Annotated in this window: 13 protein-coding genes, 1 tRNA gene and 1 CRISPR repeat array (1 of these 15 only partly in view); of the genes, 2 read left to right on the forward strand and 12 right to left on the reverse strand. The window is 39.2% G+C overall.

The genetic code is table 11. The features are described 5' to 3' along the window. Positions 1 to 1,797: direct repeats of the CRISPR family, unit length 36 nt; unit sequence GTTTTGGAACCATTCGAAACAACACAGCTCTAAAAC; it begins 813 nt to the left of the window's first position. Between the two features lie 90 nt (positions 1,798 to 1,887). From csn2 to D8886_RS03730, 11 genes are all read right to left on the reverse strand, one after another. Further along, positions 1,888 to 2,550 carry a type II-A CRISPR-associated protein Csn2 gene (gene csn2 / locus D8886_RS03680; RefSeq protein ID WP_125434271.1) on the reverse strand — a complete coding sequence of 221 codons (663 nt, stop codon included), beginning with the start codon at positions 2,548 to 2,550 and terminating at the stop codon, positions 1,888 to 1,890. Further along, entirely contained in the window at positions 2,540 to 2,884 is a 345-nt protein-coding gene (cas2, locus tag D8886_RS03685; protein ID WP_002933593.1) for a CRISPR-associated endonuclease Cas2, read from the reverse strand. Before cas2 ends, csn2 begins: the two co-directional genes overlap by 11 nt. Continuing rightward, positions 2,881 to 3,747 carry a type II CRISPR-associated endonuclease Cas1 gene (gene cas1 / locus D8886_RS03690; protein ID WP_125434272.1) on the reverse strand — a complete coding sequence of 289 codons (867 nt, stop codon included), beginning with the start codon at positions 3,745 to 3,747 and terminating at the stop codon, positions 2,881 to 2,883. Before cas1 ends, cas2 begins: the two co-directional genes overlap by 4 nt. Continuing rightward, complete coding sequence (cas9, locus tag D8886_RS03695) at positions 3,747 to 7,859, reverse strand: type II CRISPR RNA-guided endonuclease Cas9 (protein ID WP_125434273.1); 4,113 nt, start codon at positions 7,857 to 7,859, stop codon at positions 3,747 to 3,749. Before cas9 ends, cas1 begins: the two co-directional genes overlap by 1 nt. A 307-nt stretch (positions 7,860 to 8,166) precedes the next feature. After that, positions 8,167 to 8,238 (reverse strand) — tRNA-Arg (locus tag D8886_RS03700). 40 nt (positions 8,239 to 8,278) lie between these two features. Next, positions 8,279 to 8,626 (reverse strand): 50S ribosomal protein L19, encoded by a 348-nt coding sequence (gene rplS / locus D8886_RS03705; protein WP_009660455.1) that lies wholly within the window; start codon positions 8,624 to 8,626, stop codon positions 8,279 to 8,281. Positions 8,627 to 8,744: 118 nt separating this feature from the next. After that, entirely contained in the window at positions 8,745 to 9,071 is a 327-nt protein-coding gene (gene crcB, locus D8886_RS03710) for a fluoride efflux transporter CrcB (protein ID WP_185761241.1), read from the reverse strand. After that, complete coding sequence (gene crcB / locus D8886_RS03715; protein ID WP_125434275.1) at positions 9,068 to 9,442, reverse strand: fluoride efflux transporter CrcB; 375 nt, start codon at positions 9,440 to 9,442, stop codon at positions 9,068 to 9,070. Before crcB (D8886_RS03715) ends, crcB (D8886_RS03710) begins: the two co-directional genes overlap by 4 nt. Further along, positions 9,439 to 9,705, reverse strand: a complete 267-nt coding sequence (locus D8886_RS03720; RefSeq protein ID WP_125434276.1) for a chorismate mutase — start codon at positions 9,703 to 9,705, stop codon at positions 9,439 to 9,441. The genes crcB (D8886_RS03715) and D8886_RS03720 overlap by 4 nt, the downstream gene beginning before the upstream one ends. 336 nt (positions 9,706 to 10,041) lie before the next feature. Further along, the gene (gene sufB, locus D8886_RS03725) at positions 10,042 to 11,424 is read right to left on the reverse strand and encodes a Fe-S cluster assembly protein SufB (RefSeq protein ID WP_002918936.1); all 1,383 of its coding nucleotides are present in this window, start codon (positions 11,422 to 11,424) and stop codon (positions 10,042 to 10,044) included. Between the two features lie 124 nt (positions 11,425 to 11,548). Next, positions 11,549 to 11,989: a flavodoxin gene (locus D8886_RS03730; RefSeq protein ID WP_125434277.1), complete on the reverse strand. Its 441-nt coding sequence runs from the start codon at positions 11,987 to 11,989 to the stop codon at positions 11,549 to 11,551. A gap of 105 nt (positions 11,990 to 12,094) precedes the next feature. Between D8886_RS03730 and D8886_RS03735 the strand changes: the two genes are divergently transcribed. Together D8886_RS03735 and D8886_RS03740 are read left to right on the forward strand one after the other, a co-directional pair. Next, entirely contained in the window at positions 12,095 to 13,030 is a 936-nt protein-coding gene (locus tag D8886_RS03735; protein WP_125434278.1) for a DHH family phosphoesterase, read from the forward strand. A 107-nt stretch (positions 13,031 to 13,137) separates the two neighbouring features. Further along, on the forward strand, positions 13,138 to 13,380 hold the full coding sequence (locus D8886_RS03740) for a type B 50S ribosomal protein L31 (RefSeq protein WP_002895374.1): 243 nt from the start codon (positions 13,138 to 13,140) through the stop codon (positions 13,378 to 13,380). Between the two features lie 209 nt (positions 13,381 to 13,589). On the opposite strand, the gene D8886_RS03745 is transcribed toward D8886_RS03740, so the two are convergent. Further along, positions 13,590 to 15,497, reverse strand: a complete 1,908-nt coding sequence (locus tag D8886_RS03745) for a CAP domain-containing protein (RefSeq protein ID WP_125434279.1) — start codon at positions 15,495 to 15,497, stop codon at positions 13,590 to 13,592. Positions 15,498 to 15,832 lie beyond the last annotated feature (335 nt).

The following is a 15,832-nucleotide window of genomic DNA, read 5'->3' on the forward strand; positions in this document are numbered from 1 at the left end:
ACACAGCTCTAAAACCTCAGAAGACACTAAAATTGAATACAGGGCGTTTTGGAACCATTCGAAACAACACAGCTCTAAAACGCTATGACAACGGCAGCCGCAGGGTTCAGAGTTTTGGAACCATTCGAAACAACACAGCTCTAAAACACCAGTAAATAACGCCTTTCCGAACGACTTGTTTTGGAACCATTCGAAACAACACAGCTCTAAAACTTGAGCTTTTCGGCATTTTAGCTAGTAAGTGTTTTGGAACCATTCGAAACAACACAGCTCTAAAACTAGCCGCCTTGATTGCTCCAGTTTGAGCGAGTTTTGGAACCATTCGAAACAACACAGCTCTAAAACTAGCAAACACTTGCACGTCTATTGGATAGCGTTTTGGAACCATTCGAAACAACACAGCTCTAAAACAAGAAGAAAGTCTAACATCCATACACACATGTTTTGGAACCATTCGAAACAACACAGCTCTAAAACACACATTAACCATTAATCAAACCTCTTATAGTTTTGGAACCATTCGAAACAACACAGCTCTAAAACACTTACTAGCCGTACCATCACCCGTCCTCTGTTTTGGAACCATTCGAAACAACACAGCTCTAAAACTTGGAAGATTTCGCATGTGATCCGCATTAAGTTTTGGAACCATTCGAAACAACACAGCTCTAAAACATCCGGTCTGTATTCTGCCATGACTCTTATGTTTTGGAACCATTCGAAACAACACAGCTCTAAAACTCTGCTGTGTCAGCTTCTAGCTCTGCGATTGTTTTGGAACCATTCGAAACAACACAGCTCTAAAACACTACAAGGTCGAGAACTGGAAAGAAAATGGTTTTGGAACCATTCGAAACAACACAGCTCTAAAACGATGACTGTTGAGATGGCTGCTCTTAGAGAGTTTTGGAACCATTCGAAACAACACAGCTCTAAAACTACAAACATCAATACGAGATATATCATCAAGTTTTGGAACCATTCGAAACAACACAGCTCTAAAACAAGTCTGATTTGCAAGAGCAACATCAACCGGTTTTGGAACCATTCGAAACAACACAGCTCTAAAACAAGCCCTTTAAATTAAGCTGCACCACGAATGTTTTGGAACCATTCGAAACAACACAGCTCTAAAACCAGCTCCCGGTCATTCCATACTCCTTTAGTGTTTTGGAACCATTCGAAACAACACAGCTCTAAAACAGATAAAAGCTTATCCCACCAGTTTTTACCGTTTTGGAACCATTCGAAACAACACAGCTCTAAAACGTAACACGGGGTTAGAAAAAAAAAAATACGGTTTTGGAACCATTCGAAACAACACAGCTCTAAAACATGTAGTCCAATTCATCAGCTGTGATATAAGTTTTGGAACCATTCGAAACAACACAGCTCTAAAACCATCTATTTTGATGTTGAGACCTTTAATAAGTTTTGGAACCATTCGAAACAACACAGCTCTAAAACGTGACGTTTTAACAGAGTATAGCGAAGCCAGTTTTGGAACCATTCGAAACAACACAGCTCTAAAACTTTGGATGTGGTTCTTTGATCCACAAAGGAGTTTTGGAACCATTCGAAACAACACAGCTCTAAAACTTGGGTAATGGTTATTTCTCAGCTGCAGAGGTTTTGGAACCATTCGAAACAACACAGCTCTAAAACCCAAAAAGTTCTCAGCTACAAAAGTGTCAAGTTTTGGAACCATTCGAAACAACACAGCTCTAAAACTATTGGTCTTTAGGAACGTAGTTAAAATATGTTTTGGAACCATTCGAAACAACACAGCTCTAAAACCTCGTAGAAAAATTTTTCTCACGAAATTTCGTAATCGCGCCATTCGTCCCAGCCAGACTTCAGCTCGTCAGGTTCCAATTGTTACTCTAATTATACCATATTTTCGGGGTTCAAGAAATAGTCTTGATCCAATACATACTGCGGAAAATCATAGATTTTCCGAGGCTCAACAAACAAGACGGACAGTTGATTAAGTTGGATATACTCTATCAAATTTACTAACTCATCCTTTGATAGATAGGCAGATGCATTGATGAAAACAAGGAGTTTCTTTTTAGAAAGATATTTAAAAACCTGGACAATTTCTAGCATCTTTTCAAAAAGTGTATCACTTAGAGTTTCGACTTTGACACCAAGTGCATCGATTAACTCTAGAATGGTGATTTCATCATACTCTAGGTCTAACTCGTTTTCCAAACACTCAAATGCCAGCAATTCTGTAATCGTAGCAACCAACTTTTCAATCACGGACTTAACTTCGGGCTTGTCATTGAGTTGATTTTCTAAATCAGCATGTATTAATTTAAGCATTGCAGGTGAGTTGAGATTGTATCCTAAGACATCCGTTATCACAAGTAATTCAGACTCTTTCAGTGCTTTTAGATTTCTATCAAACAACTTCAACTTCCCATCATCAGTATATTGGTAGAACTGCTTGACGATAGTTGAAAAGGTAAACTGGTCTTCCAACACTAAAAAAGTTGTATTTTCAATAGCTAATGGTTCATCCAATAGCGGGAAATTAATCTTCATCTCTAGGCTCCTCTCCCAGAAAGACCAAGCGAGCGTCGGAGTTTGCTACGCTGGTATTTCGCTCGCCATTTAAGTAAATCATGCGAGAAAACTGCTTTTCTGTAACGGTTAAGAGAGTAATGTTTCCTTTTTTAGGGTTATGAATTTTGAGTCGCTCAATCATGGCATTATTAGCAGAGTTGTTGAGCAAGAGCTTGCTATAGATGGAGAATTGGTGCATGATAAACCCCTCATCTATGAGGAACTTCCGAAATTTCCGATAGGCCTTGCGTTCCTCTACGGTATCAACTGGCATATCAAACATTAAAATCATACGCATATATCGATAACTCATATCCTAAACTCAGGAACTCCTTTCTCAGGTTGATTGAGAGCTTGGATGACTTTCTTAGTATAGTCACTGACGATATTGGACAGGTACATATCCTTACCATTGTAGTGGAAGGTATCTGAGAAAATAGTGAAAAGTTCTCGTTTGATTTTGACAAAAGAACTATTTCGATTTTCATAAACGATTCTGTCAATAATAGGACGGAAAGGCTCCATAATATCGCTAGCTAGGTTGAATTGATTAAACTGATTGGCATGTTTCAAGCCAAACTGAGTCATGCAGCCAGACAACACAATCTCACGCGCAAACATACTCAAAATCAAGGTGTAACCGTAGTCCAAGGCAGCATTGACATCACTATCTTGCTCACGACTAAAATCATTTCCAAACAAGGTGTTGAAATAAATGCGAGCTGCGTGTCCCTCACGGTTACTAGGATCAAACAAATCCAACCCATGATAGAGATCGATGACGGACTGGCTCTTTTCCACAAAACCACAAGTTCCCAGATAAAAAGCTTGATTGAGAATTTTTTGTGCAATGATAGTTGTCCAGATTTCCGCCTTTACATCTTCATTCCAAGCAATTTGCCGAGAGAGTTGCAAACTGGAATCATGTCGACCGTAATAAGGCATTAAGTATGCCGTTGGCAAGCGTTTATCATCACAAAAGATGACTAGAATATTTTCATCCACCAAGCGTTTTATCAGCATAGTGGAGAGAACGATATCTGTTGTCTCCAAAAGTAAGATATCTACCTCGGACAGGTGAATCAATTCTGTCCGAGAGGCATCTTTAAAAATCAAGTAATTGTTCTTGTAGGAGAGCTTAGAGTGTGTATTGACAACAATGGTTCTCCATCCCATTAGTCTTCTCCTAGTTTACTCAAGTCAATCCGAGTCTCATAAAGACCAGTGATGGACTGGTGGATGAGGGTAGCGTTGAGGATTTCGGATACAGTTGTGTATCGTTTTCGATCAACATCTTTGCCAAAAAATTTAAAGGCAGCAGGAGCACCCAAAGCAGTAAAGGTCAACAAATTGATAAATGAATTTGCTAGAATTTCTATATCTGCTTGCTCATTGTCTGCATATAAGTTCTTGATTTTTTCCAGATTCGCTTCAGCGAGGACATATTTTTGAGAGAACTCAGATACAAGATTTAACAAATCCTTAAATTCATTTCGGTGTTTCTGAATGTATTCCAAATGTCCTGGTTCGTCTAGTTTATGGGCATTTTTAGAATGGTAGAGCAAGGTTGTTAAATATACTGGAAGCACTATTTCATTACCTTTTTGAAGTTCTTTCGCACTGGCAAGCATGCGTCTGCGACCATTTTCCAGTTCAAACAAACTATACTTAGGTAGGCAGAGGATGTTTTCTTTACGGACATTATGATAGCCTTTATTTTCAAGGAAGGTTATTGGATTCTCCTCAAAAGCGGCTTTTTCCATGATCGTGATACCAACTAGAGTTTTGACAGTCTTCAGTTTTTTCGCTTTTCCTTTTTCGATATCGGCAATGAGCAAGATTGAGTAGGCGATAACAGGGCTATCAACTCCCCCATATTTAGTAGTGTCCCAAAGAATATCCTTTGTTTTTCGAGGGATTAGCTTATCAGAATTTCCTTTAGGAAGAATGGACTCTTTAGAGAATCCACCTGTTTTCACCTCTCGCTTCTTCACAATATTCACCTGCGGAAGTGAAAGAACTTTTTTGATTGTGGCAAAGTCTTTTTCTTTATTCCAAGCGATTTCTCCTGTGTCATTAGAATACTCAATATTCTCTCTTTTTTTAATCGTTCCGTCAGCGTAGCGCACCTTTTCTTTGAAGAAATTCAACAAGTTTGAGTAGAAAAAATATTTTTCAGTTGCTTTATCAATAGTATTAGAAACTTTTGATTTTGAGATGTATCTTTTAAGATCATATTTCTGATAGTCACCATAGACAAATTCAGGCTCAAGTTTAGGATATTTTTTAAGGATAGCCTTTGCAACCACTGCATTCAAGTAGGCATCGTGAGCGTGGTGATAGTCGTTGATTTCCCGCACTTTGTATAAACCAAATTCTTTACGGAAGTTTGAAACAAGGTTGGATTTCAAAGTAATAATTTTGACAGTACGAATTTTCTGGTTCTCCTCATTCACTTCTGTATTGAAGCGGGCATCCAAAAGCTGAGCGACATGTTTTGTGATTTGCCGTGTTTCAACCAACTGACGTTTGATAAATCCAACTTTATCACGCTCATCTAATCCACCACGTTCAGCCTTAGTTAAATTGTTAAATTTACGCTCTGAAATCAATTTGGAATCCAATAATTGTTGCCAAAAAGCTTTTCTTTTTTGAACAACTTCTATACTTGGAACATTATCTGATTTACCTCGATTATCTTTGGAGCTGGTTAGGACACGGTTATCGAGAGAATCGTCCTTTATAAAAGCCTGTGGAATGATGTGGTCAATGTCATAGTTGCTTAGTTGTTTGATGTCAAGGGCTTTTCCAGTGTACATATCCTTCCCATTTTGGAGATAGTAGAGGAAGAGACGGTCATTTTGCAATTGAATATTATCTGTAGGATTTTCTTTTAAAATATTTGAATCAAGTCCAGGTGCTAGATTTTTTAGTGCATCTTCAATGCGTTTATATCTTTGTTGGGAATTCTTTTTCCCTCTGGCAGTAGTTTGATTTTCACGCGCCATTTCAATCACGATGGACTCAGGGGCATGGCCCATAATTTTGACAAGTTCATCAACAATCTTGATACTTTGTAAAATTCCTTTTTTGATAGCAGGACTACCTGGGAGTTCTTGGACAACTTGCTTCACATCATCTGTCTTGCCAACTACTTGTGCTTTTTGGATAATTTCTTTGAAGGAAAGTCCGTCATCGTTGATTAACTGCATAAAGTTACGATTGATTTTATCATCATCAATCAAGAAGTCAAGAATCGTATCCCCTGTTTGTTTATCACAGATACCGTTAATCAATTTGGCAGAAAGTTTGCCCCAACCAGTATAATGTCGACGAGTCAATGCCTTGATTACTTTCTCATCAAAGAGAGTGTCATATTGAGCAAGGCGTTGCTTAATCATCTCACGATCTTCAAAGATTGTGAGAGTATGGACTATATTTTCAAGAATTTCTTCATTTTTAGGGTCATCCATAAACTCTTTATCCTTGATAATCTTGAGCAAATCATGATAAGTAGAAAGACTTGCGTTAAATTGTTTTTCAATTCCTTTTAGTTCAATTCCATCGTAGCCATCAACATTATGTAGATAATGGATGATGTCTTTTCCAGTTACTTTTCTTTTTTCTTTGAATAATTGATTGACAATTTGCTTCTTCTGCCCACTATCAAGGAATTGATAGTCTCTCAATCCTTCTGCAATAAATTTTACTTTTGTTAATTCATTATAGACAGCAAATGTTTCATACAACAGACTATGCTTGGGCAAAACTTTTTCTTCTGGGAGATACAAGTCATAGTTAGTCATCTTATTGATGAAGTCTTCTGCAGAGCTTGCTTTATCAACAACTTCTTCAAAATTCCAAGGTCGGATTGCTTGGTCAGAATTTCGAGTTAGCCAAGCAAAATCACGATTGCCACGAGCCAACGGNCCAACGTAGTAAGGAATACGGAAGGTCAAGATTTTCTCAATCTTTTCTCTGTTTTCCTTCAGAAATAGATAATGTTCTCCTTGACGACGGAGAATGGCATTCATCTCTTGAAGATGAATTTGGTGAGGAATAGAACCATTATCAAAGGTGCGTTGTTTTCTCAAAAAATCTTCGCGTTCAATTTTATTAAGGAAATAATCTGCTCCTTCTAATTTAGAGAGAAGATTTTTGATATATTTGTAAAATGCTTCTTGAGTGGTCTTGCCATCGATAAACCCAGCATATCCATCTTTAGATTGGTCAGAAAAAACTTCAGCATATTTTTCTGAAAGATTATTTTTGATGAATTGTTTTAAAGCTGCTAAATCTTCTTGGTGGTTTTCATAGCGCTCAATCATAGATGCTGATAGTGGAGCCTTGGTTGAAGGATCTGTGACAGTTAAGATTCCTGATAGAAGAATGGCGTCATAAAGTTTTTTAGCAACTAGGAAAAGGTCTGCAAAACCATCTCCAATTTGTCCGAGTAAGTTTTCCAAATCCTCATCATAGGTATCTTTAGAGAATTGTAGTGGAGCTTTTTCGTCTAAGTCAAAATGTTTTTTAAAATCAGCCTGATTTCCTACAATTAACTTGAGAAATTCTGAAAAGAGACCAGTGGATTTTTCATCAGAAAAGAGTTTTAGAACGCGTTCTCTCTTTGCAGATTTACTAATTTTATCAGTAAAAATTGCTTCTACTTGTGCGTTTTGTCCACTAAGTGAACTTCCTTCAAAGGTGTTGTCGTAAATGCTTATAAATTCATTAAAAATCTTTTGGATATCATTGTTTTTAATATCGAAAGATTCTTCATATAAAAAATGTCCGCGGTATTTAATCATATGAGCTAATGCCAAATAGATTAAGCGCAAGTCAGTTTTTTCTTTTGAGTCCGCCAGGTGTTTTCTCAAATGATAGATAGTCGGGAATTTCTTATGATATTCTTTTTCTTCTTCCAAGGTAGCGAAAATAGGGTATTTACTTCCCCTCTTATCCTCAGGAACTAAAAAGGAGTCATCTAAACGATGGAAGAAGCTTTCATCTATTTCATTCATTGATTCTATAAAAATTTCTTGGAGATAAAGAATACGGTTACGTCGACGAGTATAGCGACGACGAGCTGTTCGTTTCAGACGTCTACTCTCTGCAGTATTTCCATCGTCAAATAATAACGTGCCTAATAAATTTTTCTTAATATGACTTCTATCTGTATCTCCAAAAACTCTCATTTTCTTGGCAGGAACTTTATAATCATCATTTACTACAGCCCATCCAACGCTATTTGTTCCTATATCAAGTCCTATTGAATATGATTTCTTCATAAAAACTCCCCTTTTATAAATTTGTTTTTTATGTCAATATTTTAACACAAAAACGTTTACATTTAAAGAAAAATATTATATAATTACTTTGTTGGAACTATTCGAAACAACACAGCAAGTTAAAATAAGGCAGTGGTTTTTAAGCTCAGTCCGTATTCAACTTGAAAAAGTGCGCACCGATTCGGTGCTTTTTTATTTTCTATACTAACCGTATTGTACTCCTATTTCCTAAAAAACAATTTATTTTATAGATTTTTTATTTAAACATAGAAAAAACTACGTTTGACAACGTAGTTTTTCATATCCATGTCCCCTGCCGGAATCGAACCAGCAACTACTCCTTAGGAGGGAGTTGTTATATCCATTGAACTAAGGGGACTTAGAGAAAAACTCTGCCCAACGACAGAGTCTTTCTAAGATTAACGGCGAATTTCTTTGATACGCGCTGCCTTACCTTGCAATGCACGAAGGTAGTACAATTTAGCACGACGGACTTTACCGTAACGAACGACTTCAATCTTGTCAACACGTGGAGTGTGGATTGGGAAAGTACGTTCAACACCAATACCGTTAGAGATCTTACGAACGGTGTAAGTTTCTGAGATACCAGCACCTTTACGAGCGATAACCACACCTTCAAAGATCTGGATACGTTCGCGAGTTCCTTCGACAACTTTCGCGTGAACGCGGACAGTGTCACCAGGACGGAATGCAGGGATGTCAGTACGAAGTTGACCTTCAGTCAAACTTTGGATTAATGGATTCATTTTTTCTACTCCTATCTTACTAATCTTAAGGTTCAAGACCGCAGCGGATTAGCCGTTTTTTGTGCTTCCATTAGGCACAAACTATATTATATCAAAATTTCTAAAAATGTAAAGATGTTTAAATGAAAATTCCCAAAAGAATCGCTAAAATTCCTAGAATATAAGTCAAACCCAAGTAGAGAACAAATTTCTTTCGCTCCGAAAAGAGCTCTGCCAGCTCAGCATTCAAAGTGGAAAAGGTCGTCAGTCCACCACAGAAGCCTGTTGCCAAAATCACATAAAGCTGCTTGTCTTCTATATGATTATAAAAATAACCGATTAGAAAAGCACCTAGCAAGTTTGCAAATAAAGTCCCAATCGGCAGAGAGTATCTACTATTTACCTTGGAGAAAACATAACGAACGAGAGCACCAGCGCCACAGCAGATTAACATCGCCCACATCATGACTTCACCTGCTTTCCAGCCCATAGGGCGATTGCAAGTCCACCACCTACACTTAAGACTAGATAGATAAGAAGCTCCATATAGCGCCCTGAATCTGCTAGTTTGATACTGTCTAGCAGAAGACCAGAAAAGGTCGTCAAACCTCCGCAAAAACCGGTCGAAAGCGCTAAAAGCAGACGCTGGGACTTAACTTTACTGCTAAGATAGCCCTTGATAATATAGACTAGCAAAAAAGTTCCCAAATAATTGACCAGTAAGGTAGCCAGCGGAAATGAATCAGCAAAAACTGATAAGAGCGCTACTTGGTAACGTAGCCAACCGCCTGCCATCGCAGATAAAGCCACAGCTATCGAGTTCTGTACTTCTTTCATGAGATATTTTTATTCTGAAATTCCCGAGAACGTTTCAGGATGTCTGAAAAGGTCGCAACAACAGTTTCTTTGTAGTCCTTGTTTTTAACCTTATCCGCAACTCTGGCAAAAATTACATCTTCTCTCTTGCTATCCAAGACANCTGTGCCAGTTAACTTTTTTAAAGCCACGACTTGGCCAACCAGATTCATGCGTTGCTCCAGCAGGGCAACGATTGCATCATCAACTTGATCAATTTCCTGTCTGATTTCTTCTAACGTCATCTACTTCCTCCTTGTATTCTATCTATCATAACAAAATATAGTAAAATTTTCTAGTTTTATTCTAAATAAAAAGGTCTCAAGGACCTCGGATTAAGGGGGACCTGCAAAGACGAGCCCCTATCTACAGATTAAAAAGGATCCCCGAACCTTTTTAAAGAGCACTCGCTTAACCAAGTGCTTATCTGAAACCTAAAACAGTACCCCGGACCTTATTAAAGGGAACTCGCTTTTGCGAGTTCTTATCAGCATATTAAAAAGGTCCACTGGACCTTGGATTAAGGAGAACTCGCAAAAGCGAGTTTTTATCCGCAGATTAAAAAGGTTCCCCGAACCTTTTTAACCAACTGAGCCTTCCATACTCATGTTGATGAGTTGGTTGAGTTCGACGGCGTATTCCATTGGAAGTTCTTTGGTAATGGGTTCCATAAATCCGTTGATAATCATAGCTGTGGCTTCTTCTTCGCTGATGCCTCGGCTCATCAGGTAGTAGAGCTGGTCCTCAGACACTTTGGAAACCTTGGCTTCATGCTCTAGCGCTACATTTGAATTATGGATTTCATTAAAAGGAATAGTGTCGGAACTGGACTCGCCATCCATCAGAATGGTATCACACTCGATATGAGATTTGGAGCCAGCGCTATTCTTGCCAAAGCGAACCTGCCCACGATAGTCTGTCTTGCCGCCATCCTTGGCCACTGATTTAGAAATCAAGGTACTGGAAGTCTTGGGCGCATTATGAAAAACCTTGCAGCCCGCATCTAAGTGCTGACCATAGTTGGCAAAGGACATAGAGAGGACAGAAGTCCGTGCATTTCGGCCATTAAGAATGCTACAGGGATATTTCATATTGACCTTGCTGCCTAAGTTACCATCAATCCACTCTAAGGTGCCGCCCTCCTCAACAATCCCCCGCTCCGTTACGAGGTTATAGACATTGTCCGACCAGTTTTGAATGGTCGTATAGCGGAAAAAGGCATCCTTTTTGACAATGATTTCGACATTTGCCGCATGAAGACTATTGCTTGTGTAAGTCGGTGCTGTACAACCCTCGATATACTGGATTGAGCCACCCTCCTCGATAATCATCAAGGAGCGCTCAAACTGGCCAGCGTTTTCACCATTGATACGAAAATAGGTCTGAACAGGAACTTGGCACTGGACGTTCTTGGGCACATAGATAAAGGTTCCGCCGGACCAAACCGCACTATTAAGCGCAGAAAATTTATGCTCAGCATTTGAAATCACAGTACCAAAATACTGCTTAACCAAGTCCGGATATTCCTGAACAGCCGTATCCGTATCGGTGAAGATAATGCCCAGCTTGGCAAACTCTTCTTTCATATTGTGGTAAACCACTTCAGATTCATACTGAGCCACAGCTCCAGATAGAAAGCGCTTCTCAGCTTCTGGAATTCCCAAGCGGTCAAAGGTTTTCTTAATCTCTTCTGGGACCTCATCCCAACTGCGAGCCCGATCTCCGCTTAGCTTTTGATAATAGATAACATCATCAAAGCGAATCCCTGACAAATCAGGGCCAAAATCGGGCATGGGTAACTTATGAAAGAGTTCCAAGGAGCGCAGACGATAGTCCAGCATCCACTGGGGCTCATTCTTGATTTCTGAGATTTCTCGAACTACTTCTTCTGTCAGGCCTTTACCAGTCGAAAAGAGCGGCTTGACATCATCATGAAAGCCAAAGGCATAGTCGCGTTCTTTCATAGGGACTCCTCCTTTATCTGACGGATAGCGCTTACTTACATTATACTCCTAATCATGAGAATTGTCAGAAAATAACACTTTCGCAAAATAAAAACGGCCGCAGCCGTTTCCTCTATTTATCACTTTAAACTTTATTAACCAAGCCTTCTGCAAAAGCTTCCAAGCGTGCAATATCATCATCTTCCGCAGATAGGTCTACTTTAACACTTTCTGCGCCCTTAAGTGCTCCTGTAGCAGCAAAGGCAGCATCAAAGTCATCGACAGCCTTGCAGAATTCGTCATAGAAAGTATCGCCTGAACCGACTACTCCGTAGACCTTGCCAGACAAATCCAATCCGGACAAGTCTTCGTAGAAGTCCATCATCTCATCAGGCAGCTCACCATCACCATAGGTATAGGTCGCTACAATCGCAATATCTGCTTCCAAGAAATCTTCTGCATCGACAGTGGTGCACTCGTCCACTTCAACTTCTACATCCAGGTCTCTTAGCTTATCCGCCACAATATCAGCAATTTCCTCGGTGTTTCCAGTCATGCTGGCAAATACAATTTTCGCTAAGGTCATAGTTTCCTCCAAATTCTAATCTGCTCTCATTATATCATATCTTTTTTATTTTAAAAATAAAAACTCTTATGCTACAATGGGTAAAGAAAGTTGACGAGGTTATTTATGACTCTTTATCATGATATTTTAAGTAAGATCAAAGAATATGATACTATTATCATCCATCGCCATATGAGGCCTGATCCCGATGCGCTTGGCAGTCAGGTCGGACTGCAAAAGCTGCTTCAGTACCACTTCCCAGAAAAGACAATCAAAGTGACAGGCTACGATGAGCCCAATCTCATGTGGCTAGCACAAATGGACCAAGTCGCAGACGAAGAATACCAAGAGGCCCTAGTCATCATCTGTGATACCGCTAATACAGCCCGTATTGACGACCAACGCTACACGACAGGCGACTTCCTCATCAAAATCGATCATCATCCTGACGATGAGGTTTACGGAGATATTTCTCTAGTTGATACAAGCTCTAGCAGTGCCAGTGAGATGATCGCTCTCTTTGCCTTTGAAAATGACTTAGACTTGAGCAAGGAAGCTGCAGAACTCCTCTATGCTGGTATCATCGGAGACACTGGCCGCTTCCTTTATCCTTCTACTAGCGCCCGCACATTCGAAGTAGCTGCCAAGCTACGCCAGTACGATTTCGACTTATCAGCCTTGTCTCGCAAAATGGACTCTATCAGCCGCCAAGTAGCTAAACTGCAGGGCTATGTATATGAGCAATTGGAAATAGATGAAAATGGGACTGCGCGGGTCATTCTGCCTCAGGAAGTTTTACACTCCTATCAACTGACCGATGCCGATACTGCAGCCATTGTCGGAGCGCCTGGACGAATTGAAGAAGTCGGTCTGTGGGCTATCTTTGTTGAGCAGCCTGAAGGTCACTACCGTGTCCGCATGCGCAGCAAGGTTATTCCTATCAACGGTATTGCTAAAAATCATCACGGCGGTGGACACCCACTAGCCAGCGGAGCCAATGCATTTTCAAAAGAAGAAATAGAGCAAATCTACACCGAGATGAAAGAATTGGCAAAAAAGTAAGAAATTAGTCTAAAAGTCTTGTCAAATCAATCAGAATTTGATAAACTATCAAAGTAACTAATCTATGGCTCGCAAAGAGACCATGGCAGAAAGGAAATTTTTGTAAAATGAGAAAAGATATTCATCCAGAATACCGCCCAGTTGTCTTCATGGACACTTCTACCGGCTACCAGTTCCTTAGTGGTTCAACTAAGCGTTCAAACGAAACAGTTGAATTCGAAGGTGAAACTTACCCATTGATCCGTGTAGAAATTTCATCAGACTCACACCCATTCTACACTGGACGTCAAAAGTTCACTCAAGCAGATGGACGTGTGGATCGTTTCAACAAAAAATACGGTCTCAAATAATCATAAGCACCAATCGGTGCTTTTTTTGTACCCAAAAGTTTCTTTCTGCTTTTTAAAACCCTAAAATTTCTTAACAAACGCTATTTTTGCTTCCTAGTTAATTCAACAAAAAAACTCCAAAAGTCAGACGGTTAAAATCCAACTTTTGGAGTGTGGTTTATATGCAACCAAAGATTAAGAGCACAGATATTTAAGAATACAATTCCTTATTATTTATAGCTGTAAGCCCAGTAGTATACACCATTTCCGTCTACAACTGTCGCTACTGCACCTTCAGTTACGTTAGGATCAAGAAGTAATTCTCTCAGACCGCTGTTAGCCCATTTCTTAACGACAACAGAGGCATCTTCATCACGACGTCCAACAAAGCCTGAGCTATCATATTGACGTGAAATTTCATTTACTTTTGGAAGTGCTTGATTTTGATAAATGTCTTCTGACCAAGTCAACTCTTTCAAGCCTTGAGCTTTACGCTCTTCATTAATTTTAGCGAAAGCTTCTTTGGCTTTTGAAACATAGTCATAGTTTGTATCGTTTGTTGCTTCAACACGGTAAACAAACTTAACATAACCAAATTCTACATCACTGTATTTCTTATCCTCAACACCACTCTTAAGGTTTGCAATCAAGACATAATCCTTAGCATATGGGTTTTCTTTAGTATTCTCAAAGATTTCTGGATCTTCGATTTCCCATTCAACTTTGGCATCCCATCCTGCGTTATCAAGGAACTTAGGATTCATCTTTTCGATAACGTAGTTCTTGAACTCTTCAACGTTCTTGAATGGCAGCGGTTGACCTGCTTTAGCAGTTGTCACTAGGTTAGTTGAGTACAATTTCACGCTAGAGTCTTTATCACTGTACATGTATTCATCATCAGCAGTGTTTTCGTGAAGTTTTGGATCAACACCTGGATCGTTTGGATCTGTCATACCTTGCAGTTTCCATTTTTGTCCAATCCACTTCCAGTATGCTGAATAACCTGTACGCTCTGTGTTAGATGGTACATAATAGTAGTGTGTACTACCATCGAAGTAGTAATTTTTATCATTCTCAAGGGCTTTATCACCTGGTTTTCCTGGTGGGTAAACCAATTTTGGAGTTTGTCCATTTGGTGCCCAAGCTAAATGCTCAAGACCTTCTGCTGGTTTTTCAACATATGGCGGGATTTGATCTTCACTTGGTTTATCAGTAGTTACCAAACCAGGAGTCTCTGGCACAGAAGGTGTTGTCGGAGTTTCTGGTTTTGGTTCTGCTGGCTGCTCTGGTTTCGGAGCAAATGGATCAAGCTCACCTTCTGCACCGTTAATTGGAGGATTTTCTGGCAAATCAACACTTGGTACCTCAGGTTTTGGTTCTGATGGAGTTGTTGGTTGTTCCGGTCTATCATTTGGAGCTGGAGTTGGTTGCTCTGGTTCCGCTGGTGTCGGAGTTGGAACTTCTGGTTTTGGTTCTTCCGGCTGGCTTGGAGTTGTTGGATTAGTTGAGTTATCAGCAGAATCCTTAACAAACACCCACTTACCATTTTTATAGTAGTAATAGTCACCGTTATCTAATACATAGTAATGATAACCATTTTCATAACGATAGTGTGGATCGTTTTCCAGGTTGTTATTGGATGTGCTGTTATTGTTAGTATTTGTCAATGGCTTCCACTCACCATCACGATAGATACGGTAAGAACCATCTGTCATACGGTAGTAATGGTTACCATTCCAGTAAATATAGTTCTCATCATTTGCCAGATTGTTGTAGTTATTCCAACCATTATAGCCGTAGTTGTTGCTATAGTTGTAATTCCAGTTGTTATAGCCTGGATAATAGTTATTGTAACCATTGTTGTAATTATAGCCATTGTAGCCATAGTTATAGCCTGGATAATAGTTATTATAACCATAGTTGTAATTATTGTAACGGTAGTTGCGGTTGTTACGGTAATTATAGTTGTTATAACCATAGTTATAATTGTTGTAGCCGCCATTCCAGTAATTATAACCTGGTTGATAGTAGTTATAACCATAATCTTGAGCCTGAGCATTATTCGCAACAGCAATTGCTGGAATAATAGCCGCAGCTGCTACAACAGATCTTGATAAGAGTCTGAAACGATTGTTCATATTAATTAAACCTCCAAAGTGACCAACATCACTTCATATTTTTGTGGGGGGGAATTTATATTTTGTGCACAACTTCATAAAAAAGAATTTCTCAAAAAAAATGCCAGCTGGCAGCTAACCACCCCATCTTTAGCAAATGGTAAAAAAACTCGAATCACTAGCTAGTGACACCACCTAAATAAAGGCTGCACATAAATGTTTTTATATCATTTGTTTAAGAAAGCAAGTAGTCAATATGCTTGAAAATACTTTTTTATGCATATCTCACCCTCAAGTCGAATTATAGCACAAGAAATTTTTGAATGCAAGCATTTTAGTTAACAAGGTGTAAATTG

The organism is Streptococcus sanguinis (assembly GCF_003943655.1).
GTDB classification, from domain to species: Bacteria; Bacillota; Bacilli; order Lactobacillales; family Streptococcaceae; genus Streptococcus; species Streptococcus sanguinis_F.

Excerpts from the sequence above, each read along its gene's own strand:
- csn2 (WP_125434271.1), bottom strand. The coding sequence starts at position 2,550 with ATGAAGATTAATTTCCCGCTATTGGATGAACCATTAGCTATTGAAAAT.
- cas2 (WP_002933593.1), bottom strand. The coding sequence starts at position 2,884 with ATGAGTTATCGATATATGCGTATGATTTTAATGTTTGATATGCCAGTT.
- cas1 (WP_125434272.1), bottom strand. The coding sequence starts at position 3,747 with ATGGGATGGAGAACCATTGTTGTCAATACACACTCTAAGCTCTCCTAC.
- rplS (WP_009660455.1), bottom strand. The coding sequence starts at position 8,626 with ATGAATCCATTAATCCAAAGTTTGACTGAAGGTCAACTTCGTACTGAC.
- crcB (WP_185761241.1), bottom strand. The coding sequence starts at position 9,071 with ATGATGTGGGCGATGTTAATCTGCTGTGGCGCTGGTGCTCTCGTTCGT.
- crcB (WP_125434275.1), bottom strand. The coding sequence starts at position 9,442 with ATGAAAGAAGTACAGAACTCGATAGCTGTGGCTTTATCTGCGATGGCA.
- sufB (WP_002918936.1), bottom strand. The coding sequence starts at position 11,424 with ATGAAAGAACGCGACTATGCCTTTGGCTTTCATGATGATGTCAAGCCG.
- D8886_RS03730 (WP_125434277.1), bottom strand. The coding sequence starts at position 11,989 with ATGACCTTAGCGAAAATTGTATTTGCCAGCATGACTGGAAACACCGAG.
- D8886_RS03735 (WP_125434278.1), top strand. The coding sequence starts at position 12,095 with ATGACTCTTTATCATGATATTTTAAGTAAGATCAAAGAATATGATACT.
- D8886_RS03740 (WP_002895374.1), top strand. The coding sequence starts at position 13,138 with ATGAGAAAAGATATTCATCCAGAATACCGCCCAGTTGTCTTCATGGAC.
- D8886_RS03745 (WP_125434279.1), bottom strand. The coding sequence starts at position 15,497 with ATGAACAATCGTTTCAGACTCTTATCAAGATCTGTTGTAGCAGCTGCG.